The organism is Paraplanobispora siamensis (assembly GCF_016863175.1).
Taxonomy (GTDB): domain Bacteria; phylum Actinomycetota; class Actinomycetes; order Streptosporangiales; family Streptosporangiaceae; genus Planobispora; species Planobispora siamensis.
The window spans coordinates 101,773-123,829 of sequence record NZ_BOOJ01000058.1; the positions used below are offsets into that span (position 1 = coordinate 101,773).

General features: G+C 72.6%; 20 protein-coding genes and 2 tRNA genes. 12 read left to right on the forward strand and 10 right to left on the reverse strand.

The genetic code is table 11. The features are described 5' to 3' along the window. Positions 1-45: 45 nt before the first annotated feature. Entirely contained in the window at positions 46-1,113 is a 1,068-nt protein-coding gene (locus tag Psi01_RS33125) for a LacI family DNA-binding transcriptional regulator (protein WP_239128204.1), read from the forward strand. 93 nt (positions 1,114-1,206) lie between these two features. Here the strand turns inward: Psi01_RS33125 and Psi01_RS33130 are convergent, their stop codons facing one another. Beyond that, entirely contained in the window at positions 1,207-2,163 is a 957-nt protein-coding gene (locus Psi01_RS33130) for a GbsR/MarR family transcriptional regulator (protein ID WP_239128205.1), read from the reverse strand. A 152-nt stretch (positions 2,164-2,315) separates the two neighbouring features. Here Psi01_RS33130 and Psi01_RS33135 point away from each other — a divergent pair, with 152 nt between their 5' ends. From Psi01_RS33135 to Psi01_RS33160, 6 genes are all read left to right on the forward strand, one after another. Beyond that, on the forward strand, positions 2,316-3,962 hold the full coding sequence (locus Psi01_RS33135; protein WP_204068080.1) for a serine hydrolase: 1,647 nt from the start codon (positions 2,316-2,318) through the stop codon (positions 3,960-3,962). A 249-nt stretch (positions 3,963-4,211) separates the two neighbouring features. Beyond that, complete coding sequence (locus Psi01_RS33140) at positions 4,212-4,667, forward strand: PH domain-containing protein (RefSeq protein ID WP_239128213.1); 456 nt, start codon at positions 4,212-4,214, stop codon at positions 4,665-4,667. Further along, positions 4,664-6,253, forward strand: coding sequence for a PH domain-containing protein (locus Psi01_RS33145; protein ID WP_204068082.1), 1,590 nt, complete (start codon positions 4,664-4,666; stop codon positions 6,251-6,253). Before Psi01_RS33140 ends, Psi01_RS33145 begins: the two co-directional genes overlap by 4 nt. Positions 6,254-6,310: 57 nt before the next feature. After that, positions 6,311-6,979, forward strand: coding sequence for an SMI1/KNR4 family protein (locus tag Psi01_RS33150; protein WP_204068083.1), 669 nt, complete (start codon positions 6,311-6,313; stop codon positions 6,977-6,979). Between the two features lie 79 nt (positions 6,980-7,058). Next, positions 7,059-7,553 (forward strand): DUF3841 domain-containing protein, encoded by a 495-nt coding sequence (locus Psi01_RS33155; protein ID WP_204068084.1) that lies wholly within the window; start codon positions 7,059-7,061, stop codon positions 7,551-7,553. A gap of 371 nt (positions 7,554-7,924) precedes the next feature. Next, positions 7,925-10,180, forward strand: coding sequence for a putative bifunctional diguanylate cyclase/phosphodiesterase (locus Psi01_RS33160; protein WP_204068085.1), 2,256 nt, complete (start codon positions 7,925-7,927; stop codon positions 10,178-10,180). Here Psi01_RS33160 and Psi01_RS33165 read toward each other — a convergent pair. The 6 genes from Psi01_RS33165 to Psi01_RS33190 all read right to left on the reverse strand — a co-directional run bounded on the left by Psi01_RS33165 (position 10,153) and on the right by Psi01_RS33190 (position 15,205). After that, positions 10,153-11,058 carry an AraC-like ligand-binding domain-containing protein gene (locus tag Psi01_RS33165; protein WP_204068086.1) on the reverse strand — a complete coding sequence of 302 codons (906 nt, stop codon included), beginning with the start codon at positions 11,056-11,058 and terminating at the stop codon, positions 10,153-10,155. The genes Psi01_RS33160 and Psi01_RS33165 overlap by 28 nt on opposite strands. Before the next feature lie 116 nt (positions 11,059-11,174). Further along, positions 11,175-12,080 carry an LLM class flavin-dependent oxidoreductase gene (locus Psi01_RS33170; protein ID WP_204068087.1) on the reverse strand — a complete coding sequence of 302 codons (906 nt, stop codon included), beginning with the start codon at positions 12,078-12,080 and terminating at the stop codon, positions 11,175-11,177. 91 nt (positions 12,081-12,171) lie between these two features. After that, positions 12,172-12,636: a MarR family winged helix-turn-helix transcriptional regulator gene (locus Psi01_RS33175; RefSeq protein WP_204068088.1), complete on the reverse strand. Its 465-nt coding sequence runs from the start codon at positions 12,634-12,636 to the stop codon at positions 12,172-12,174. Positions 12,637-12,711: 75 nt separating this feature from the next. Further along, on the reverse strand, positions 12,712-13,593 hold the full coding sequence (locus tag Psi01_RS33180; protein ID WP_204068089.1) for an endonuclease/exonuclease/phosphatase family protein: 882 nt from the start codon (positions 13,591-13,593) through the stop codon (positions 12,712-12,714). 39 nt (positions 13,594-13,632) lie between these two features. Then, entirely contained in the window at positions 13,633-14,406 is a 774-nt protein-coding gene (locus Psi01_RS33185) for a thioesterase family protein (protein WP_204068090.1), read from the reverse strand. A gap of 181 nt (positions 14,407-14,587) precedes the next feature. Then, complete coding sequence (locus Psi01_RS33190; RefSeq protein WP_204068091.1) at positions 14,588-15,205, reverse strand: TetR/AcrR family transcriptional regulator; 618 nt, start codon at positions 15,203-15,205, stop codon at positions 14,588-14,590. A gap of 91 nt (positions 15,206-15,296) precedes the next feature. Between Psi01_RS33190 and Psi01_RS33195 the strand changes: the two genes are divergently transcribed. Beyond that, positions 15,297-16,034 carry an SDR family NAD(P)-dependent oxidoreductase gene (locus Psi01_RS33195; protein ID WP_204068092.1) on the forward strand — a complete coding sequence of 246 codons (738 nt, stop codon included), beginning with the start codon at positions 15,297-15,299 and terminating at the stop codon, positions 16,032-16,034. 60 nt (positions 16,035-16,094) lie between these two features. On the opposite strand, the gene Psi01_RS33200 is transcribed toward Psi01_RS33195, so the two are convergent. Further along, positions 16,095-16,805 (reverse strand): class I SAM-dependent methyltransferase, encoded by a 711-nt coding sequence (locus Psi01_RS33200; protein ID WP_204068093.1) that lies wholly within the window; start codon positions 16,803-16,805, stop codon positions 16,095-16,097. Positions 16,806-16,989: 184 nt separating this feature from the next. Between Psi01_RS33200 and Psi01_RS33205 the strand changes: the two genes are divergently transcribed. From Psi01_RS33205 to malQ, 4 genes are all read left to right on the forward strand, one after another. Continuing rightward, a tRNA-Ser gene (locus Psi01_RS33205) sits at positions 16,990-17,052 on the forward strand. Between the two features lie 90 nt (positions 17,053-17,142). After that, positions 17,143-17,207: transfer RNA gene (locus tag Psi01_RS33210), tRNA-Ser, on the forward strand. A 116-nt stretch (positions 17,208-17,323) separates the two neighbouring features. After that, positions 17,324-18,910 carry a TROVE domain-containing protein gene (locus Psi01_RS33215; protein WP_204068094.1) on the forward strand — a complete coding sequence of 529 codons (1,587 nt, stop codon included), beginning with the start codon at positions 17,324-17,326 and terminating at the stop codon, positions 18,908-18,910. Positions 18,911-19,111: 201 nt separating this feature from the next. Further along, complete coding sequence (gene malQ, locus Psi01_RS33220; RefSeq protein WP_204068095.1) at positions 19,112-20,983, forward strand: 4-alpha-glucanotransferase; 1,872 nt, start codon at positions 19,112-19,114, stop codon at positions 20,981-20,983. A gap of 32 nt (positions 20,984-21,015) precedes the next feature. On the opposite strand, the gene Psi01_RS33225 is transcribed toward malQ, so the two are convergent. Further along, positions 21,016-21,435 carry a hypothetical protein gene (locus Psi01_RS33225; RefSeq protein ID WP_204068096.1) on the reverse strand — a complete coding sequence of 140 codons (420 nt, stop codon included), beginning with the start codon at positions 21,433-21,435 and terminating at the stop codon, positions 21,016-21,018. Between the two features lie 128 nt (positions 21,436-21,563). Further along, the gene (locus tag Psi01_RS33230; protein WP_204068097.1) at positions 21,564-22,055 is read right to left on the reverse strand and encodes a nuclear transport factor 2-like protein; all 492 of its coding nucleotides are present in this window, start codon (positions 22,053-22,055) and stop codon (positions 21,564-21,566) included. Positions 22,056-22,057 lie beyond the last annotated feature (2 nt).

Here is a 22,057-nt window from a genome sequence, read left to right on the forward strand (position 1 = left end):
CTGGTGTCAGGCTTGTGGCGCGGCGGGACACGGATGGGAGGACGGGTGGTGGGGGCGAGCCTGAAAGACGTGGCGATGCGGGCGGGGGTGTCGGTGCGCACGGTGTCGAACGTCGTCAACGACTTCCCCCAGGTCGCCCCGGAGACCCGGCGGCGTGTGCAGCAGGCGCTGGAGGAGCTGCAGTACCGCCCCAACGCGGCCGCCAGGCTGCTGCGCGCGGGCCGGTCCGGACTGGTCGGGCTGGTCATCCCGGAGATCGACTCGCCGTACTTCGGGGAACTGGCCTCCCTGCTGGTCCAGGCGGCGCAGCAGTACGGCTGGACCCTGCTGGTGGACCAGACCAACGGCGATCCCGACCGCGAACGCCTGCTGCTCGACGGCCCGCCGGGGCAGATCGTCGACGGACTGGTCATGAGCCCCTGGGCCGTGTCCCCGGCCGAGCTGCGCCGGCGCGCCGACGCCGTCCCCCTGGTCCTGCTCGGCGAGCAGGACGCCGCCGGGCTGATCGACCACGTGAGCGTGGACTCGGTGGCGGCCGCGGCCGAGGCCACCGGGCATCTGATCGGCCTGGGCCGCCGCCGGATCGCGGCGATCGGCGTGCAGCCGCACCTGGCCAACGGCACCGCGCAGCAGCGGATCACCGGCTACCGGCAGGCGCTGCGTGCCGCGGGGATCCCCCACGACCCGGCCCTGGAGATGCCGGTGACCGCTCTGCACCGGGCCGACGGGGCCCGGGCCATGCGCGAGCTCCTGGAGGGGGGACACGCCCCGGACGCCGTCTTCTGCTTCAGCGACCAGCTCGCGCTGGGCGCCCTGCGGGCGGCGCTGGACCACGGCCTGGCCGTCCCGGACGATCTGGCGGTGTGCGGGTTCGACGACATCGAGGACGGGCGCTACGGCACCCCGTCGCTGACCACCGTGGCCCCGGACAAGGCCGGGATCGCCGAGCGGGCGCTGAGCTGCCTGGCCGACCGGCTGAAGCGGCCGCCGACCGGCGCGGGCAGGCGTCGGGACCCCGAGGTGCCGTCCGGGGACGCGCCGCCGCCGGCACGCAGGATCGTGGCCGCCCACCGGCTGGTGGTCCGCGAGAGCACCGTCGGCCGGCCGGGGTGAACACGGCCGGTCACCGGCCTCGTTTCCGTGTCCCCTGAGCCGTCCCCTGAACCGGGCGGAGACCGGCGGTCAGCGCTTCGCGTCGCGCGGATCTCAGCCGGTCCGGCCTCGGAGCGCTTCGCGTTGCGCGGGGCCCAGCCGGTCCGGCCTCGGGACGATGACGTACGTGCCGTCTCCGAGCCGCTCCACGGCGAGCGGGTCGGACAGGACCGGGCGACGGCTGATCACCTCCAGGGCGCCGGTGACGCGCTGAGCGGGCCAGTCCAGCGCCGTGGCGAGGTCGTCCGCGGTGAGCGGCCGGGCGGCGTGCACGAGCGCGGCGATCACCGTCAGCGTGTCGGCCACGGCGGTGTGGCTGAGGTCGTTGTCGTCCATGTGGTCGCTGATGCGGGCGAAGAACCGGCCCATCTCGCGGAGCCGGGTCCCGGCGGGAGTGCCGGAGCCGAAGATGTGCGCTCCGCGCCGCGCGGCCGCCGAGACCTCGGCGTGCGCCCTGGTGTCGGCTCTCCAGGCGCGGAGCCAGACGTCGTCGCTGATCGTGTATCGCTCGCGGCGCCCGTCCGGATCCCGGCCGCGTCCCACCAGCTCGATCGATTCGAGGTAGCCGACGGCCTTGGACACCGAGGCCGGGCTGACCCGCAACCGGCGTACGAGGTCGGCGGACGTCAGGCTCCCGGAGTCGGAGGTGAGCAGGCAGACGAACACCCGGGAGGGCATCCGGGGCAGTCCGGTCCCGGCCACCAGGACGGCGAACTCTTCCACGAAGCGGCGCGCCGCCTCGGTCTGCCGCTCGTCGGGCCCGGTGGTCCCGACCGGCCTGCGCCGGCGGGCGCGCCGCTCGGCGGCCTGCTGGGCGCGGTCCGCCAGATAGTCCGCGGGCCCGCCGTTGCGCGCGACTTCGCGGGTGACCGTGGACGTGGGCCTGCCGAGCCGCCGGCCCATGTCGGCGTACCCCAGCCCGTCGGCCAGCCAGGTCGCGATCTTCTGACGATCCTCGTGGGTCAGCCTGCCTCCGGGCATCGGCCGCGCCTCCTCTGCAGATGCGTTCACCAACAATACATTGCAACGGACGAATGACATGAGTTGCTTTTATCGACAATGCTGTTGCAACGATCCGCTTCTAGCTCGCTATATCCATTCAATTTTGATTGACGTTACTTAAAACGCAACGTAGCCTTTCATTCCCCGGAAAGGACACGTCGATGCTGGATGTAACGCGAACAAAGGCGCGGGTCTCCGAACTCCTCGCCGAATACCGGATCCCGGGCGCCGCGGTCGGAATCCTCCACGACGGGGAGATCGTCGACTTCGCCGTCGGCGTCAAGAACGCGGTGACGCGCGAGCCCGCGACGGCCGACACCGTCTACCAGTGCGGCTCCATGACCAAGACCTGGACCGCCCTGGCCTTCATGCAACTCGTCGACGAAGGCAAAGCCGGCCTGGACGAGCCGGTGCGGACCTTTCTCCCCGGTTTCCGGGTCGCCGACCCCGGCGTCAGCGCCAAGGTCACACCCCGCCATCTCCTCAACCACACGAACGGCATCGAGGAGGCCTACGGCGATCCCGGCCAGGGCGAGGACGTGTGCGAACGCATGGTCGCCAACGTCGCCCAGGCGCCCCAGGTGCACCCCCTGGGTCACACCCACGGGTACAGCGCCGCCCTGGGCTATGCCGTACTCGCCCGCGTCATGGAGGTGGTCGACGGCAAACGGTGGGACGACATCATGCGGGATCGCCTCTTCGATCCGCTGGGACTGACCGGTACGAGCACCTGGCACGCCCAGGTCGACCCGCGCCGCGCCGCGACGGGGCACCTGGTCCGCTCCCTCGACGAGGGGCCCGTCATCTCACCGCTGACCCATCTGCCGCGGTCCTTCGGACCCGGCGGCAACATCAGTTCGACGGCGCGGGACGTGCTCACGATGGCGCACGTCTTCCTCGACGGAGGCAGGGCGCCGGACGGCACCAGGATCGTCTCGGCCGAGGCCGTTCGCGAGATGACGGAATCACGCGTCCCCGTACCCGATCCGTATGCGTTCGGGCCGGAGTGGGCCCTCGGTCTCATCGTGTGCGACTGGCACGGCGAGACCGTCTACGCGCACGACGGCAGCACCGTCGGCCAGAGCGCGCGCCTGCGGATCCTGCCGGATTCGGGCCTCGCCCTCGTGCTGCTGGCCAACGCCGGGCCGCGGGACACCTTCTACAGGAAGGTGTTCAACGAGATCCTGCCCGGCCTCGGCGCGCCCGCGGTCCCGGACCTGCCGGAACCCGGCCCGGCCCCGTCCCTCGACCCGTCAAGGTACGAAGGCGTCTACGAGCGGCCGGGCTCCCGGTACACCGTGTCGGCCGAGGACGGGCAACTCCGCCTCACCTTCACGGTGAACCCCATGGAGGCCGAACTCGCCGGTAAGCCGGAACGCGTCACCTACGAACTGCTCCCGATCAGCGAGACGCACTTCCTGATGCCTCCGGCAAGCCCGATCGAAGACCCCCAGACCGTCGCCGTCTACGACTTCCGGCACGGAGTCGCGCAGTACCTCCACACCAACTGCCGAGTGAATCCGAGAGCGAACGAGGAGAACACAGGAATGCACGTCATGACGGTTTCCGCGATTTCCGACGCCGGCAGGTTCTGGGACGCGCTGAAGGCGGCGTACGGACAACTGCCGAAGGGCGCCAGATGGACGCTGGCGGTGGCCAGCGCCGACGGGACCAGAGCGGTGAACGTCATCGTCCACGACTCGGTCGACAGCGTCAGAACCTTCTTCGAGAAGCACGCCGGCCCCTTCGCCGCGACGGAGTACTTCGAAGCCGACGCGGCCAACGCGGTCGGCCTGCCGAAGGCGTAGCCGCTCCGGCCTCCGGAGAGAACCGGACCGGCGTCGGCCTCGACGCCGGTGCGCGGCCGTCTCGCACGACGACGGTCGAGGTCGACGGCGACCAAAGTAGGTGCCGCCGTCGACCTCCGCACGAAGCGGCGCGGGCCCGGCCGCCACCAGGCTGGTCCCATGAGAACGGTTACGGACGCCGACGGCGCCCGCCGGGACGGGCCGGGGGTGCGGGGCGCGGGGGCGCTGTTGCGCCCGCCGCGCAATCAGATGGACCGCAGAGCGGTGCCGGTGTGGACCATCGAGTTGTTGTTCCTGACCGTGCCCGTGGTGGCCGGGGCCGTCGCCGCCTACTGGATCTTCACCTCCCGTCCGGTCTGGCTCGGCGTCCTGACCGGAGGCTTCGCCGTACTGCTCCTGACTCTGGCCGTCGTCACCCCGCATGCCCATCACCGGCTGAACCGGTGGGAGGTGACCGACGAGGCGGTCTACACCCGCACGGGCTGGTTCACCCACGTCTGGCGGGTGGCCCCGATGTCGCGCATCCAGACGGTCGACACCGAGCGGGGGCCGGTGAAGCGGCTGTTCGGACTGGCCGACGTGAGGGTCACCACCGCCTCGGCGGCGGGGGCGATCAAGATCGAGGCACTGGACCACGAGCTGGCCGCCGAGCTGGCGGAGCGGCTGACCGCGATGACCCAGGCCACACCGGGTGATGCCACGTGACGGCCTGGCGGCCCCTGCACCGGCGGAGCCTGGCCGCCTCGGCGGCGATGTCGACGGCGATCGTGGTCCCCGTCGTGGTCGTCCTGATCAGGGTCCTGCCCCGGGACTGGACGGTCCCGGCCCGCGCCGGAGCGATCGCGGGAGCGGCGGCGCTCGTCCTGGCGGGGGTGCTGGTGTTCGACCTGCTACGGCTGCGCACCACGGCCTGGCGGCTCACCGGCGAGCGGCTGGAGCTGCGCTCGGGCATCGTCTTCCGCGAGCACCGTTCCGTGCCCCGCGACAGGGTCCGCAGCGTCGATCTCACCTCCGATCCCGTACGGCGTGCGCTGGGCCTGGCCGTCGTCAAGATCGGCACGGCTGAGCACACCTCCGGTGAGCGCTCGATGCTGACCCTCGATCCGCTGTCGCGGCGGGACGCCGAGGAACTGCGCGGCATCCTGCTGCTGCGGCAGGCCGGGCAGGAGCACGGCGACGACCCGTCCCGGGACGCCCCGCTCGCCGAGTTGGACTGGTCGTGGCTCAGGCTCGCGCCGCTGACCGTGTGGACCGTCGCGGGCGGCGCGCTGATCCTCGGCATCGCCTACAAGCCGCTGGACGCACTCGGCTTCGACCTGTTCGAGTCGGGCGCCGCCGCGCAGCTGTGGGACTGGGTCACCACCCGCCCGTGGCCGGTGATCCCGCTGCTCCTGGCGCTCAACGTCCTGGTCGGGCTGGCCGGCGCGGTGGTGACGTTCGCCACCGCCTGGGGGCGCTACCGGCTGGAACGCGAACCCGGCAGGTTGCGGTTGAGCAGGGGCCTGCTCACCGCCCGCTCGCTGACGCTGGAGGAGCGCCGCCTGCGGGGGGTGGAGCTCGTCGAGCCCCTCCTGCTGCGGCTGGGCGGCGGCGCACGGGTCAAGGCGGTGGCCGCAGGACTGCGGAAGAAGGAGGAGAACGAGGCCGACGAGGTCGCCATGCTCACTCCTCCGATGCCGCGGGCGACGGCCGGACGGGTGGCGGAGCAGGTCGCCGGAACGGCGTTCCCGGGCCTGGGCTCTCCCGGGCGCCCGGGCCTGCGCCCTCATCCCCGGGCCGCCAGGACCAGGCGGCTGCGCGCGACGGTCGTCTCCACCGCGGTCCTGGCGGCGGTGGCCGCGGCGGCGGCCCGGTCGTGGTCGTTGCCGGCCCCCTGGACCTGGTCGTGGGCGGTGCCGGTGCTCGCCCTGCCGGTCACGCTGTGGCTGGCGGCGGACGCCGCCCGGGGACTCGGCCACGCGCTGGGCGAGCGGCACCTGGTGACCCGCGCGGGCGCGATCGTACGGCGCACCGTCGCCCTCGACCGCGGCGGCGTCGTGGGCTGGACCGTCACCGAGTCGTACTTCCAGCGGAGACTCGGCCTCATCACGGTCTCGGCGACCACGGCGGCCGGCGACGGCCACTACGACGTACTGGACGTGGACCCCGGGGAGGGCCTCGACCTGGCGGCGCGAGCCGTACCGGGCCTGCTCGACCCCTTCCTCCGCACACCCGGGGCGGGCCCCGGAGCGCGGAGGCCGGCGCACGCCGACGCAGTCACCACCGCTGACCGCCCCGCCGGTCGCCTATGATCGCCATCGACGGAGCGCAGCCCGTCTCCAACGACGGATCGGAGGGCGGGGCACAGCGTGATCGGGGAACTGCTCCGGGACGTCATGACGACCGCGTACGGCGGGTGGACGCCGGAGAACGGGTGCACCGCCGCCGAGATCGCGACGGCCGAGGAGCGCCTCGGGACCGGCCTGCCGCAGGCCCTGCGCGACTACTACACGGCGGCCGGGCGGCACGCGGAGCTGATGGGCGCCGGCGGGCACGAGCACACCTTCCGGATGCACGCTCCCGGGCACCTGACGGCAGATGACGGGTGGCTCGTCTTCTGCGGGGAGAACCGGTGGAGTGCGCAGTGGAGCATACGCCCGGACGACGTGGACTGGTCCGACCCCCGTGTCCACGGCCGGGCCGAGCCCGGGCAGAAGTGGCACAGCGCGTTCCGCAGGTTGTCGGCTTTCCTGATCAACGTCGCCTGCGTGCAGACCGTGAGGTCGCTGCCGTACCAGGCCACCTGCCGGCTGCGGAAAGGGCAGCTGGAGACCGTCGAGTCGCTGATCGGCTACGTCGGCTCACGGGAGGCCTGCCGGGGCGGCGACTGGCTGAGTTTTATCGACCGGCCGGCCCGGATCCTGGCCAGTTACTCCTACGTCACCTCGACGGTGCACGTCGGAGCGGTGACGCCGGACGCGCTCGCCTCGCTCCGGGAGCGGTCGGGCCTGCCTGTGAAGACGGCCGGAGACCGATAGACGTCTCTTCCCGTACGGCACCGCCGCCCTCCGGATAATCGCGTGGATCGTCACGTCCCCGCGCTGGCACAATCGCCCGATGCGTTTGTGGACGGTTCAGCATCGAGCGGTGCTCGAGGCGCTGGAGGATACCGGCGAGCTGGTGGGGGACTGGGACCGGATCATGATCCGGAACTACCGGGCCTGCTACGAGGTGATGGTGGCGGAGATGGCGCGGCGCGGCCTCGACTGCGGAGGCCGGCCTCCGGTCTGGGCCTGGACCGGGCCGGACACCCGCGACAACGCCGTGGCGCTGACGGCGGAGCTGCTCCTGTGCCCGCAGACTCCCGAAGAGTACGCCCGCTATGCGGTGCTCGACCTGGACGTGCCGGACGACGCCGTCCTGCTCAGCTCGTACGGGCGCTGGAACGACTTCACGGAGTCGATCATCATGGGCGGGGGATCGCCGGAGATGGACTGGTCGATCGGCCGGGAGGAGCTCAGCGGGGTGCAGGCGTGCCTCGCGCGGGTCACCTCCGGATGGGTGCTCGGCGCCCGTCCGCTGGAGCCGTTCAAGCCCGCGGACGGATCATGAATATCAGGAGAAGGACATATGGAAGATCGTTAAGATTCTCGGATTCGTCCTGGGCGCGTATTCGATCGTCCGAGCCGTCGCGGAACCGTTCGTCATCGATATGTCCGACCCGGCGGCGTGCCGAGACCACTGGGGCGGTCCCGGCCTCGCCGGGGTGCTGGCGGTGCACTGCGGACCCGGCGTCGTGGCGGCCCGTCCTGCCCGTCGATGTCAAGCTTTCCCGGCTAGAGCGCTCAGGAGCGGTGGCGGGAGGCCGATAGGGGGCATACCGTCTCGACGCGGCAGGAAAGGAAAAGAGCATGATGAGCCGATGGGAGTCGGCGGCGCTTGTGCCGGCAGGCTCACGCCGTCGGCTCGCCCGTGATGCCTGGATGCTTTGCCTGCTGGCCGGTGCCGTGGTGGTCGCCGTCATGCCGCTGCTGATGCGCATGTCGCCGGTGCTGGAGGTGTCGGCCTGGGCGGTGGTGCAGGGGATGGCCGCGCTGGCCGTCGTGACCATGACCGGCCGTCACGGTCTGAGCGGCCTGTGGCCCTGGCGGCTGATGCGCCTGGGCGTGGTGATCATCTGGCTGTCGACCGCTCTGGCCTGGGGCGTGGGCTGGGTCGGGCTGCACAGCGAGGTGTCGCTGGCCGTCCACAACGTCGCCAAGCTCGCCGCCTACGGCCTGTCGCTGGTCGCGCTGATCATGTTCAGCCTGCGCAGTTCGGCCGGTCGCGGGGCGGCGTTGCTGGACGCCGGTCTCATCACCGTCGGTACGGCCATGCCGATGTGGACCTTCGTGATCGAGCCGGCCATCGACCGCAGCACCCACACGGGCGCCGATCTGATGTTCACGCTCGCCCTGCCGGTCATCGACCTGTTCTTCATCGGGCTGGTGATGCGCCTGGCCCTGGACAACGGCCGCGCCCCGTGGCTGGTGCTGCTCAGCGGCGCCTACGGCGCCATGTTCCTGGCCGACGGCGCCCACCTGATGAACAAGGCGGCCGGCCACCCCGCCGGCACGTTGTCCGTGATCGGATGGATGGCCTGGTCGGTGCTGATCGCCGCCGCCGCCCTGCACCCGTCCCTGGCCACCGGGGCGCGCCTGCAGGACCCCGTGGCGGCCAGCCGGGTCCGGGTGACGCTGTTCCTGTTCATGGCGCTGTTCAGCCCGCTGGTGTGCGTCATCGGCCAGATGACTCTTGATCTGGACACCGTGGTCCAGCCCCATGACGCCTTCGCGCTGATCGGGCTGACCGTGCTGCTGGCGGTGCTGCTGGTGGCGCGGCTGAGCGTCGTGGCGCGCCTGGCCGAGGAGCACCAGCGCAGCCTGACCCGGACCGCCTCCCAGGACCCCCTGACCGGCCTGGCCAACCGCAGCCTGCTGGGCGAGGCCTTGCAGCAGGCCATCACCGACACCGCTCCCGGCGCGCCCCCGCCGGCGTTGCTGCTGCTGGATCTGGACGGCTTCAAGGACGTCAACGACAGCTTCGGCCACCCGATCGGCGACGGGCTGCTCGTCCAGGTCGCAACCCGCCTGCGGGCCCTCAACGTCAACCAGCGGACGCTGGCGCGTCTGGGCGGCGACGAGTTCGCCCTGGTGCTGCCCGGCGCCGCGGTCGAGGAGGCGCTCACCACCGCCCGGCGTATCCTGACCGTGCTGCGGGCCCCCTACCGTCTGGCGGGCCACGAGATGCACCTGAGCGCCAGCGTCGGCGTGCTGGCCGGTGTGCCGGTGGAAAGCCCGACCGAGGCGCTGCGCGACGCGGACCTGGCGCTGTACGCGGCCAAGCACGCGGGCAAGGACCAGCTGGTGCTCTTCCACCCCGACCTGCGCAAGGATCGCCTGGAGCGCACCCGGCTCACCCTGGGCCTGCGCCAGGCCGTGACCCAGCGCGAGCTCACCCTGGTCTACCAGCCGGTGGTGGACCTCGACTCGGGCGAGATCTGCAAGGTCGAGGCCCTGGTGCGCTGGACCCCGACCGGCTCGCGGCCGGTGCCGCCGGATGTGTTCATCCCCATCGCCGAGGACAGCGGTCAGATCGTCGCCATCGGCACCTGGGTGCTGGAGCAGGCCTGCGCCGACGCCCGGCGCTGGCATGAGAGCCACGGCATCGCGGTGACCGTCAACGTCTCGGGCCGCCAGCTGCGCGAGCCCGACTTCGCCGAGAAGGTGCTGGACATCCTGGCCCGCCACGACCTGCCCGAGCGGGCACTGGTGCTGGAGATCACCGAGAGCATGCTGCTGGCCACCACCCCGGCCGAGACCGCCCGCATCATCGCCGCTTTGACCGGCCTGCGCGAGCACGGCGTGCGCATCGCCCTGGACGACTTCGGCACCGGATACTCGTCGCTGTCGTACCTGCGCACCCTCCCGGTGGACATCCTCAAGATCGACAAGTCGTTCACGCCCGCCCCGCAGCACCCCGACTACGAGCGGATGCGCGTCTTCACCAAGGCCATCACGGAGCTGTCGGCCGGGCTCGGGCTGAAGACCGTCATCGAAGGCGTCGAGACCCAGGAGCAGGCGGTCCTGCTGCAGCAGCTGGGCTGCCTGCTGGCCCAGGGATACCTGTTCTCACCACCGGTCGGCGCCGCGCAGATCGACGCCCTGCTCGATCAGGAGCCCCGGCGGCAGGTCGCCTGATCGCCCGGTCGCCGAGGTCGGTCGCCGGCCTGCAGTTCCCGATGGGCCCGTTCCAGGCGCACCCGGCGCAGATAGCCGCTCGGGGTGATGTCGCGGTGCCGGGCGAAGGCCGCCTGCAGGCCGCGTACCCCGATGCCCGCGGCGGCGGCGACGTCGGTCACGGTGATCGGCTCATCGGCGTGCGCGTCGATGTAGGCCACCGCGCGCCGTACCGCGGCCGGGGCCGCCCGGCCCGGGCCCGCGACGTAGTCCAGGGTCATCGTGGTGTTGGGGAACACCGCCAGTACGGCCGCCGCCGCGGCCTCGACCACGCCGGCCAGGATCAGCGGGTGGGCGATCGCGGGATCCGGGCCGGTGAAGCTGCGGCTCAGATAGGCGGCGGTGGCCCGCCAGTACCGGTTCATCGCCTGTGACACCGGGGCCGTCGCGTCGAACCGCAGGTCCGCGGACCCGACGCCGAGCCGGTCGGCGACCGGGGTCAGCGCGGCGGCCGGGAACTGCAGCAGGTGGTACGTGATCCGGTCGATCACGGCGGTGATCTGCGAGCCGGGGGCGAACAGCACCGACTCGCCGCGGGCGACGCGGCGCAGGTCCCGGCCGATGGCGCCGACGGCGTAGCGGCCGTCGAACAGGGACATCACCGTGACGCGGACGAACGGATCGGTGTCGAACTCCATCCGGGTCCAGAAGGTCAGGGAGTCGACGCTCAGCTCGCCGGCCGACGCCGAGGCCGGGCGGAACACGAAGCCGCGCCCGTCGTCGAGCAGGTGCGGCCGGACCGCGACGTAGCGGCGGCCGATGAGATCCTGCACCTCAGTCAGGTCGCGGGACTCGAAGCCGACCTGCCGGACCGGCACGCGGGCCGGGGAAGGCGCCATGGCGAACCCCCTGGTGCGTCGCTCGCCGCGACCGCCGGCCGTGCACGGCCGGCGGTGCGTACAACGCACGGTCTATCCGCGCCGGGCACCTCGCGCAAGCCACTGTTGCGGCACCGCTATTTCGCGATCGCCTCGCGGACGGCCGGGACGATCTCCTGGGCCCAGCGGGCCAGGACGGTGAGGTCGGCGGCCCCGTGGTCGGCGGAGAAGAGCATGAAGCCCGACGCGCCGTGCTCCAGTACGGCACCGGTCAGCTCCTCGGTCCACTGGCCGACGGAGCCGCCGATCCAGCGCCCCTCGCGGTCGCGGGTGGCGGGCAGCGGGCGTTCGGTGATGCGCCCGGGGAAGTTGAAGACCGTGCGGATCTCGCCCGGGTCGCGGCCGGTGGACGCCGCCGCCTCGTCGATGATCGGCCGCGACCACCGGTAGCGCTCGCTGAGCCAGTCGGCCGCGTGGCCGGGGATCCAGCCGTCGGCGACGCGGCCGGTGGCGGCCAGGGACTTGGGCCCGTTCGATCCCGTCCACACCTCGGGCGCGGCCACGGGGGCCGGCTCGATCCGGTTCACCTGATAGTGGCGGCCCCGGTGGGTGACCGGCGGGCCGCCGCCCGACAGCTTCCTGACCAGGACGATCGCCTCCTCGAAGGCGTCCACGGCCTCGCCGGGCGTCTGCCGGGGCACGCCCATGTCGGCGATGCGGTCCCACAGCCCGCCCGCGCCCATACCCAGCACGACGCGGCCGCCGGACAGCGCCGACAGCGACGTCACGGTCCGGGCGAGCAGGGGGGCGGGCCGGGTCGGCAGGTTGGTGACGTTGGCGAAGCCGGCGATGCGTCGCGTACCTCCCAGGATGAAGCCGAGCGCGGCATAGGCGTCCAGTCTCGCGCCGAGGTAGGGGTGGTCCGACAGCGAGAAGAGGTCGAGCCCGTCCCGGTCGGCCTGCCGGACCATGCGCAACAGCTGGGGTATGTCGTCGATGCCGGAATGCGCGCCGAAACCGAAGACGACGTCAGGAGTGGCCAAGGTGTGTGCCTTTCCGCATACGGAGAAGAGCAGTAGTTCGCACTACGAACCATATTGGTTCGTAGTGCGAACTTCAACCTCTCTCCGGGGCTCAGCGCGCGGCGTCCGGCTCCAGGAAGACGGCGGGCACCTTGTTGTCCGTCACGACGCGGCCGAGCAGGGCGGCGAGCGTGTCGCGCTCGGCGGGCGCGAACCCCGAGGTCAGCTCCTCGATCCGGCGGCAGGTCTCGGTGTAGAACTCGTCGGCGAGCCTGGCGCCGTGCCCGGTCAGCGACACCCGCACCGCCCGGGAGTCCCCGGGGTCGGGATCGCGCCGGACCAGGCCGTTGCGTTCGCTGCGGTCCACCAGGCCGGTCAGGCTCGACTTGGCCAGGCCGAGCACCGCGCCCAGTTCGCCCATGCCGTACGGCTGCGCCATCAGCACGCACAACAGCTGGCCCTGCTGCTGGGTGAGGCCGTACTCGCGGGCGGAGTCCGCGTACACGGCGTTCACCAGGAACGTGGACCGCACCAGGGCGGCCACCGTCCCGATCTGACCGTCACCATGCTTGCTCACCGGCCCAGGCTAACAGTTCGTGGAACGAACTACTGTCCCGCTTGCCTGGCCCGCAGTGAGAGCGCGTGGAAGGGGTCACAGCGCCAGGTCGACGACGAGCGGCCGGTGGTCGGAGACGGGCGTGGGTGGCGTGCCCGTCCCGCGTACCGCGCCGGGGGAGAGGCCGGTCGCCAGCACGTGGTCGAACTGCACCCGGGGGCGGTGCGCGGGATAGGTCGGCGTGCGGGCCAGGGCGCGCCAGCGGTGGGCCCCCGGCCGCCTCCTGCCGGTCAGGTCGTCCAGGCCGGTGGCCGTGGTGAGCACCATCCGGGGCAGGGGGCCCACCAGGTTGAGGTCGCCCAGCAGGACGTGGGGTGCGGGCAGATCGGCGATCCAGCGGCGGATCGCGGTCAGCTGGCCCGCGTTCCAGCCGGGGACGAACGACAGGTGCGCCGCCACCACGGTGAAGGGGCGGCGCCGGCCCTCCAGGACCGCGGCCAGTACGGCGCGCGGCTGGTCGGGCACCAGGGTGAGCCCCGGCCGCCCGGCCACCCGCAGCGGCAGGCGCACGGGAGCCGCGGGCAGCCGCCGTGCCCGCCAGGTGCGTACCGGGACCCGGCTGAGCAGGGCGATCCCGTGCGAGGGGCCGCCGGTGCGGGTCTCGGCGTCGTGCGGCCCGTACACCCGCAATCCCGGCTCGCCAGGGTCGAGCACCCAGCCCAGATCCGGCACGGAGCGGCCGTGCAGGGCCGAGGCGTAGCGCCAGTCGCACGCGCCGAGCCTCCGGGCGGCGAGCGCCGCCTGGTCGATCCGCCCGGACCGCTCCTGGAAACGGTCGACCTCCTGCAACGCCAGGACGTCGGCGTCCGTCGCCGCGACGGCCTCGGCGAGCGGCTCTCCGGCCGCCGCGGGGAAGGGCAGCGGCCGTCCGCCCCTGACCGGCCGGCCGTGCAGCACGTTGAAGGTCGCGAACCTCACCGGCCCGACGCTACAGCAGGCCGCCCGCCGGCCGGCGGTTCAGCGCCGGCGGACGAGGAGGGGCTGGGTGACCTCTCCCACGTAGCCGTCGGGGTCGAGGAGGGTGGCGCGGGCCAGGCCGAGGCCGTCGTCGGACAGGTGGGTGTCGCAGTCCATGTGGACCCACTCGCCGGTGGGCGGGCGCAGCAGGGTGGTGGTCATGGTGGGCGGGATGGACAGCCACTGCTCGGGCGGGAGGGCCAGGGACAGGCCGTTGGCGGAGTCGGCGACGACGAGGGTGCGGGCCAGGGCGGTGAGGGACTGTCCGGCGATGAGGGGGATGCGGACGCGGGTCCAGACCTGGGCGGTGCCTGAGTCGCGGTGGCTGAAGCGCCATTCGACGGCCTGGCCGTACCCCCAGTCGGACAGGCCGGGAAGGACGTGCCCGGCCGGGGCGGCGGCCAGGGGCGGGGGCAGGAGCGGCCGGCTGCCGGCCGGCGGGGTGGGGCCGGTGGCGATGTGCCAGGCGTGGGCGGTCACGGCCGCCCGCCCGTCGACGATCAGGTGGGCCTGGGCGAGGCGGATGCGGCGGCCCGGCCGCAGTTCGGCGACCTCGACGCGGGCGGGGCGGCGCGGGATGGGGCCCAGGAAGTCCACGCTGATGCGGGCCAGGCGCATCCCCGGTCCGGCGGAGGCGTCCAGGAGGTGGGCCAGCAGGGCGGTGGGCGGGCCGCCGTGCTGGGCGTCGGCGTCCCACGGGCTCTGGGTGGCGGGGGTGGGCTCGTACCCGCCGTCGGGGGTGGGCAGGTAGAACGCCTCGGGCAGATCATTCATGGATCGATCCTCGCGGAGGGGGTGCGGCCGGGCTCATGCGGGTTCGGGAGTCTCGTTCGGATTCGGGAGTCTCGTCCGGGCTCAGGGGTGCGGCGGGCCCGCATCGGCGCCGTGGTGGGGCCCGCCGTTCAGCACGTGCGCCTGCGCCGCCGGCCCGCCGGCGAACGCGCCGTCTGACCGCTCAGCGTCCGGGGGCCGGCGCCAGGGAGCGCAGGTAACCGCCGGCCGCGGTGAGGGCGACCCGCAGCCGCTCCGGATCGCGGGTCGTCTTGGCCAGCAGCAGGCCTCCCTGGATCGTGGCGAGTACGGCGTAGGCCGACTGCTCGGTGTCGGTGTCCGGACCGAGCAGGCCGCGCTCCCGGAGCCGGTCCAGCATCGTGCGCAGCTGCCCGGCCCAGGTGCCGAACGACAGGGCGAGGTCCTGCCGTGCCGTCTCGTCGGTGTCGGCGAGTTCGGCGGCGAGTGATCCGATCGGGCATCCGATGTGGCAGTCCATGCTCCGCTGGTAGGCCACGAGCGTGTCGAACCAGGCGTCCAGGCCCGTCCAGGAGTCGATCCGCGCCAGTTGCTCCGCCACGCCGTCGACGATCGAGGCGGTCTGCCAGGCGATGACCGCGCGGACGAGCGCCTGCTTGTCGGCGAAGTAGTGGTAGAGCTGGCTCTTGCTGGCCCCGGCCTCGGCCAGCACCTGGTCGAGGCCGGTGGCCTCGACGCCCTGGCGTTCGATCAGCCTGGCCGCGCTCGTCACGATGCGTTCCCGGGTGCGCCGCCCGCGTTCGGTCTTCGGTTCCTCCGGCACGCCACCACCGTACCACCGGATTGGACTGATCGGTCCAGTTGTGTTTAGAGTGGACCGATCAGTCCAATTCTTGTCGTGGAACGAGGTCCCCATGCGACTCACCGGTTCTCGCGCTCTCGTCACCGGAGCGACCTCCGGCATCGGCCGCGCCATCGCCGAGGCGTTCGGGCGCGAAGGCGTCCATGTGCTCGTCTCCGGGCGCGACCCGGCGCGCGCCGCCGAGGTCGTCGCAGGCATCACCGCCGCCGGCGGCACCGCCTCGCCGGTCATCGCCGATCTCGGCGCGCCGGACGGGGTCGCCGCGCTCCTGGAGGAGGCCAAGGCACACGGCTCGATCGACGTGCTCGTCAACAACGCCGGGGTCTATCCGATGGGCGGCACCGCGCAGACCGACGAGGAGACGTTCGAGGCCACCATGAGTCTCAACGTGCGGGCGCCGTTCTTCCTGACCGCCGCCCTCGCGCCCCTCATGGCCGCGCGCGGTCACGGGCGGGTCATCAACGTCAGCTCGATCGCGGCCCATCTCGGCACTCCGACCATGGCGCTGTACGGCGCCTCCAAGGCCGCCCTGGAACTGCTGACCAAGGCGTGGGCGGCCGAGTTCGGGCCGACCGGCGTCAACGTCAACGCGATCGCGCCCGGCCCGACCCGTACCCCCGGGACCGCGCCTCTGGGCGCCGGGCTGGACGAGTTCACCAGCACGTTCCCCGCGGGCCGGCCGGCCGCGCCGGAGGAGATCGCCGAGGCCGCCGTCTATCTCGCGGGCCCGGGCGCGACGTTCGTGCACGGCGCCACCATCGTCGTCGACGGCGGCCGGATGGCCGTCTGAGCCGGGGCGCGGACCCCGCTTCCCGCCTCGGAACGCGGTGACCGGCGGTTCAGGCCGGGCTCACGTCCTGCGCGCGAGGACGAGCCGGCAACGCGGGCCGCCGTCCTCGCGCCGGCCCAGGGCCGTCAGCGGAACCGTCGTCACGGCGAATCCGGCCGCTGTCAGGTCGTCGTGGACCGCGCTCAGCCGGCAGGTGCCGTAGTACATGACGAAGGCAGGACGCCACAGGGCGTTGCGTACCCGCATGGCCAGGTCGAAGCCGAGCAGCGTCCAGTAGCCGGGCGACGTGACGGGCGGCGGCGCACCGATCGGGAAGGCGAACAGCCCGCCGGGCCGTAGGGCGCGACGGACCCCGGCGAACAACGCCGGCCGTTCGGCGGGCAGGAAGTGCCCGAGCGCTCCGAAACTGACCGCGAGGTCGAAGGACCCGGTGAAGGGCAGGGCTCGAACGTCGGCCCGCACCCATCGGGCCTCCGGGTGCGCCCGGCGCGCCTGCTCCAGCATGCCCGCGCTGAAGTCGACGCCCGTGACCCGTCCCCGGCACAGGGGTCCGAGGACCCGCATGCCCGCGCCGGTGCCACAGCACACGTCCAGTCCCCGCCCGAACGGCCCGAGCGGGCGCAGGGCGCCGGCGGTCGCGTCGAGAACGTCGTCGGGGGTGCGGAACGGCGTGTGCTCGAACTTCGGGGCGAGCAGGTCGTAGCCGTGCTCGACCGAGGACAGCGCCTGGATCACCAGCTCCCGCAGCGACGGGCCTTGAGGCGAGAACACCAGCCAAGGCTACTGCCCGCCTCGAAGGCGGCGGCGGGCCGAATATTCAGATGTGGTCCGGCGGGCGGATCGCTACGGTGGGAACCACTTCAGGTGCGAAGGCTCCGGTTCCTTCTTTCCAAGAGAATCCGTCCCGGCGCCGTGTCCGTCCTCTGGAGCCCACAAACGAATATGCACCTTCCCGGTGCGCAGGCAACGGTTACTTCCTCTCTCAAAGGAGAGACGCGGGTTCGAATCCCGCCGCCCACGCATGTGGGCGTCGTCTAGTGGCCCAGGACGCTTATGTCACCGTCGCCGACTCGATCTCGGGAGGGGACTACTTCAGAGCACGCCCGGTGCGCAGGCAACGGTTACTTCGATTGGAGATCGAGTGGTCGCAGGTTCGAGTCCTGTCATTCCGCGTCATCGCGGGGTGTAGCTCAGTTGGCAGAGCGCTTATGTGCCCGTCGCCGACTCGATCTCGGGCGTGCTCTTTTGGAATGAGGCCCCTCTCGTCACATAGAGAGGGGCCTCATTCCATGTCGAAGTTCAACACCTCCACCACCCGCCCGGCGGTCTCCAGCCCGGTGACGACCGGGCGCGCGCCTTCCGGCCGCACCTACGAGGGCGCGCCCGGCTACGTCCGCGACGCGCGCGGCGAGCTGTTCCTGCTCGCCGTCAGCAACATGGTGGGCGAGGACACCTTCTACGAGAAGGCCCAGAACCGCGACGAGCGCTTCCGCTCCCTCGTCCACCGGGTCGCCGTCACCGACGGCGAGTGGCTGGCCCGTTTCCTGCCGTGGCTGCGCAACGTCGCCAACATGCGCAGCGCGCCGATCGTCGCCGCGCTGGAGGCCGTCAGGGCCCGTCTGGCCGCCGGCGAGCAGGGCATGAACCGGCAGCTGGTCGACAGCGTCCTGCAGCGTGCCGACGAGCCCGGCGAGGCCCTGGCGTACTGGACCTCCCGCTACGGCCGCGCGATCCCCAAGCCCGTCAAGCGGGGCGTCGCCGACGCCGTGGCCCGCCTGTACACCGAGCGCGGCCTGCTCAAGTACGACACCGACAGCAGGGGTTACCGGTTCGGCGACGTCATCGACCTCGTCCACCCGTCCCCGGACGCCGACAAGCGCCTGTGGCAGGGAGACCTGTTCGCCCACGCCCTCGACCGGCGGCACAAGCGGGACAATCCCATCCCGGACAGCCTGCGCATGCTCCGCGCGCGGGCCGAGCTGCTGGCCGTACCGGTCGCCGAGCGGCGCGCGGTCGTGGCCGCCGACCCGGCCCGGCTGCGTTCGGCGGGCATGACGTGGGAGGCGCTCGCCGGCTGGCTGCAGGGGTCGATGGACGCCCAGGCCTGGCAGTCGGTGATCCCGTCCATGGGCTACATGTCGCTGCTGCGCAACCTGCGCAACTTCGACGAGTCCGGTGTGCCCGACGAGATCGCCGAGCGGATCGTCGCCAAGCTCACCGACCCCGGCGAGGTGGCCCGGTCCCGGCAGCTGCCGTTCCGGTTCTACTCGGCCTACCGCAACGCGCCGTCCCTGCGCTGGGGCCACGCCCTGGACAGGGCGCTGACGACGGCGACCGCGAACGTGCCCTCCTTCGGGGGCCGCACGCTCGTCCTGGTCGACACCTCGGGGTCCATGACCTCCGGGGCGGTCTCCGCGCGCTCCACGGTCACGCCGGTCCAGGCCGCCGCGCTGTTCGGCGTCGCCCTGGCGGCCCGCGGTGAGCGGGTCGACCTGTACGGCTTCGCCGACGGGGTCTTCCGCCACGACGTTCGCAGGGGCGCCTCGGTGCTGAAGGAGATGGACCGGTTCTGCGCGCGGGTCGGCGAGGTCGGGCACGGCACGCAGATCGCCGACTCGGTCCGCCGTACCTACGCCGGGCACGACCGGGTCGTCATCCTGTCGGACATGCAGACCATGAGCGGCCACCACGCGGGCGGCGTCACCGGCGCCGTTCCCGCGCGCATCCCGATGTACGGCTTCAACCTGCAGGGTTACCGGCACGCGGCGATGCCGACCGGGTCGGGCGACAGGCACGAGTTCGGCGGCTTCTCCGACGCCGCCTTCCGGCTGATCCCGCTGCTGGAGGCCGGCCGCGACGCGGCGTGGCCGTTCTGAGCCGCGGGCCGTACGAGTGACCGTGGGCGGTGTCCACGCAGGTGAAGCCGGTGAACGCCGCCCGCGGTCCGCAGTGTGGCGCCGGTGCGGTGGGTAGGGAAGGTGGAGCGGCGGCACGGGACGGCTCGCCGCGGGCACGGATGCCGGGGAGACGGGGGGCGGCCGCACGCCGGGCGCCGGGGGATCGCGAAGGAGTGGACGGTGGCCGACGCCTGGGGGATCGAGGAGTACTACGACGACGTCGAGGGCCGTCGCCACCGGGTGTCACCGGACACCGTGGCGGCGTTGCGCGAGGTGATCGGCACCCCGCCGCAGGACGGTGACGGCCGGGACGATCCGCAGACGCTGGTACGGCGGCGCGGTGATCGCGTCGGCCCGGCCGAACTCGTCCTGGAGGACGGCGCCGAACTGCGGATCGGCGACGTCCTCCCGCCCGACCTGCCCTTCGGCTACCACATCCTGCGCAGAGGCGGTGAGGAGACCGCGCACCGGCTCATCGTCGGCCCCGGCCGGTGCCACCTGCCCGGACGGAGAGCCTGGGGCTGGGCCGCGCAGCTGTACGCCACGCGCTCGCGTGACAGCTGGGGCATCGGCGACCTGGCCGACCTGGGACGCCTGGCCCGCTGGGCGGCCGACGAGTGCCGGGCGGGATTCCTGCTCGTCAACCCGTTGCACGCCACGGCGCCGGTCGCACCGATCCAGGCCAGCCCCTACTTCCCGGCCAGCCGCCGCTTCCGCAACCCCGTCTACCTGCGGGTGGAGGAGGTGCCCGGCGCCGGCCGGGCGGGCGCCGACCTCCAGGAGGCGGCTGCCCGGGGACGGGAGCTCAACCGGCGGCGGCACATCGATCGCGACGCCGTATGGCGGCTGAAGCTGGCCGCGCTGGAGGCGATCTGGCGGTGCGCGCCGCCCGGCCCCGAGTTCGATCAGTGGCGGGCGCGGCAGGGCGACGGCCTGCGGGAGTTCGCTACCTGGTGCACGCTGGCCGAGCAGTACGGCGGGAACTGGCGGATCTGGCCGCAGGAGTATCGTCACCCGGCCGGTCCCGCGGTGGGCCGCTTCGCCCGCGAGCACGCGGACCGGGTCCGCTTCCACGCCTGGCTGCAGTGGCTCACCGAACGGCAGCTGACCGAGAACGCCTCCGGCGTCACGCTCATCCAGGATCTGCCGGTGGGCGTCGACCCCGGCGGAGCCGACGCCTGGTCCTGGCAGGACCTCCTGGCCCAGGGGGTCAGCGTCGGCGCACCCGCCGACGAGTTCAACACCGAGGGCCAGGACTGGGGCCTGCCGCCGTTCGTGCCATGGAAGCTGCGCCGGGCCGGATACCGGCCCTTCGCCGACAGCATCCGGGCCACCGTCGCGGCGGCCGGGGGCCTGCGCATCGACCACGTCATGGGACTGTTCCGCCTGTGGTGGGTCCCCTCCGGCGCGGGCGCCGGTCAGGGCGCCTACGTCCGTTACCCCGCGGCCGACCTGCTCGACATCGTGGCCCTGGAGAGCCACCGCGCCGGGGCCCTGGTGATCGGGGAGGACCTCGGGACGGTGGAGCCGGGTGTCCGCGAGACGCTGGCCGAGTACGGCGTGCTGTCCTACCGGCTGCTCTGGTTCGAGCAGGACGACCCGGCCACCTGGCCGGAGCACGCGATGGCCGCGGTCACCACCCACGACCTGCCGACGGTCGCCGGACTGTGGGACGGCAGCGACCTGGAGGCCCAGCGCCGCCTCGGGCTCGAGCCGAACGAGGAGAGCTCCGGGGCGGTGCGCCGCAGGCTGGCCCGCGGCGGCGGCCTCGACGCCGGGGCCGGCGGCGAGGAGGCGGTGCTCGCCGCCCACCAGCTGATGGCCCGGGCCCCCTCGGTGCTGTTGTCGGCCACGCTGGACGACGCCCTGGCCGAGCCCGAGCGTCCCAACATCCCCGGCGCCGACGATCAGCGTCCCAACTGGTGCCTGGCCCTGCCCGTCCCGCTTGAGGAACTGCAGAGTGCGCCGCTGCCCCGCAAACTCGCGGCGGTTCTCGCCGAGCCCCGCGCCCGGCCCCGCGACGGGCGGGAGCCGGGCGGAGAAGCGCCGTAGGTGCGCTCGGCGGGTTCAGCGGGTGCGGTGACTCAGTAGATGCGGTACTTCTTGCCGCAGTTGTCGAACTTGCCGGCCCAGCAGGTGTAGGTGTACACCTTCTTGATCCCGTGGCCGCTCCAGGTGCCGGTGGTCTTGCCGTCCCAGGACTTGTTGAACTTGTGCCACTCGCCGTTCCGGTAGACCTCGAACCACACCCAGCCCTTCTTGCCGCCGATCTTGTCCACGCCGTGCCACTTCGTGTAGACCTTGCCGTGCGACTTCCAGGTCTTGCCGAAGGTGTAGGCCTTGCGGTCGCTGGAGAAGAACTTGCCCCAGTGCGCGACGGTGGTCGCGGCGGAGGCGGTGGACTGCGTGGCCGGGTGCGTGGCGGCCTGGGCGGCGGGGGTGAGGGCGAGGCCGGTCAGGGCCATCGAGCCGGCCAGGGCGGCGATCGTGAGGGTCTTGCGCATCGGGTTCCTCCGTTGGTCGGTGCCGCCGGTCCCCCCGGCGACGACCTGAACGCTACGGAGGAGTCCGGAGATCAACTGTGCACAAATCCACACAGCCGCAGTGATCAGCGCCACAGGCCGCCCGCAGGTCAGTCACCCTTCGGGGTGACGAGGGGGACCATGGTGCGGTCGCCGAAGTCGGTCATGAAGGCCAGCGGCCTCACCGAGGCGCCGACGAACGCGGCCAGCGCCGGTCTGCCCGCGGCCCTGGCCAGGCCGGGCCCCAGCGCGGCCATCATCGCGGTGAGCGCGGGCAACGGCCGGATCCACAGGGTGACCTCCTCGATCAGGCCGTCGTCGCCGAGGCGGACCAGGGCGGCCTCCTCCAGCTCGTGACGGCCGAGCCGGGCGGTGGCGGCGAGCATGCGGGTGCGGTCGTCGCCGACGTCGGTGTGATAGCGGAGGTCCCGAAGGGCGCCCAGGGCGACGGTGAAGAGCTGCCGGACCTGGGCGTGCCCGGCGAAGCCGGCTCTGGCGCTGAGCGGGGAGCGGAAGACCACCGCAGGGGCGAGCGTGGACATCAGCATGTCGATGTCCTTGGCCTCACCGGCTTTGCGGTAGCGCTGGGTGGTGGCGTTCATCG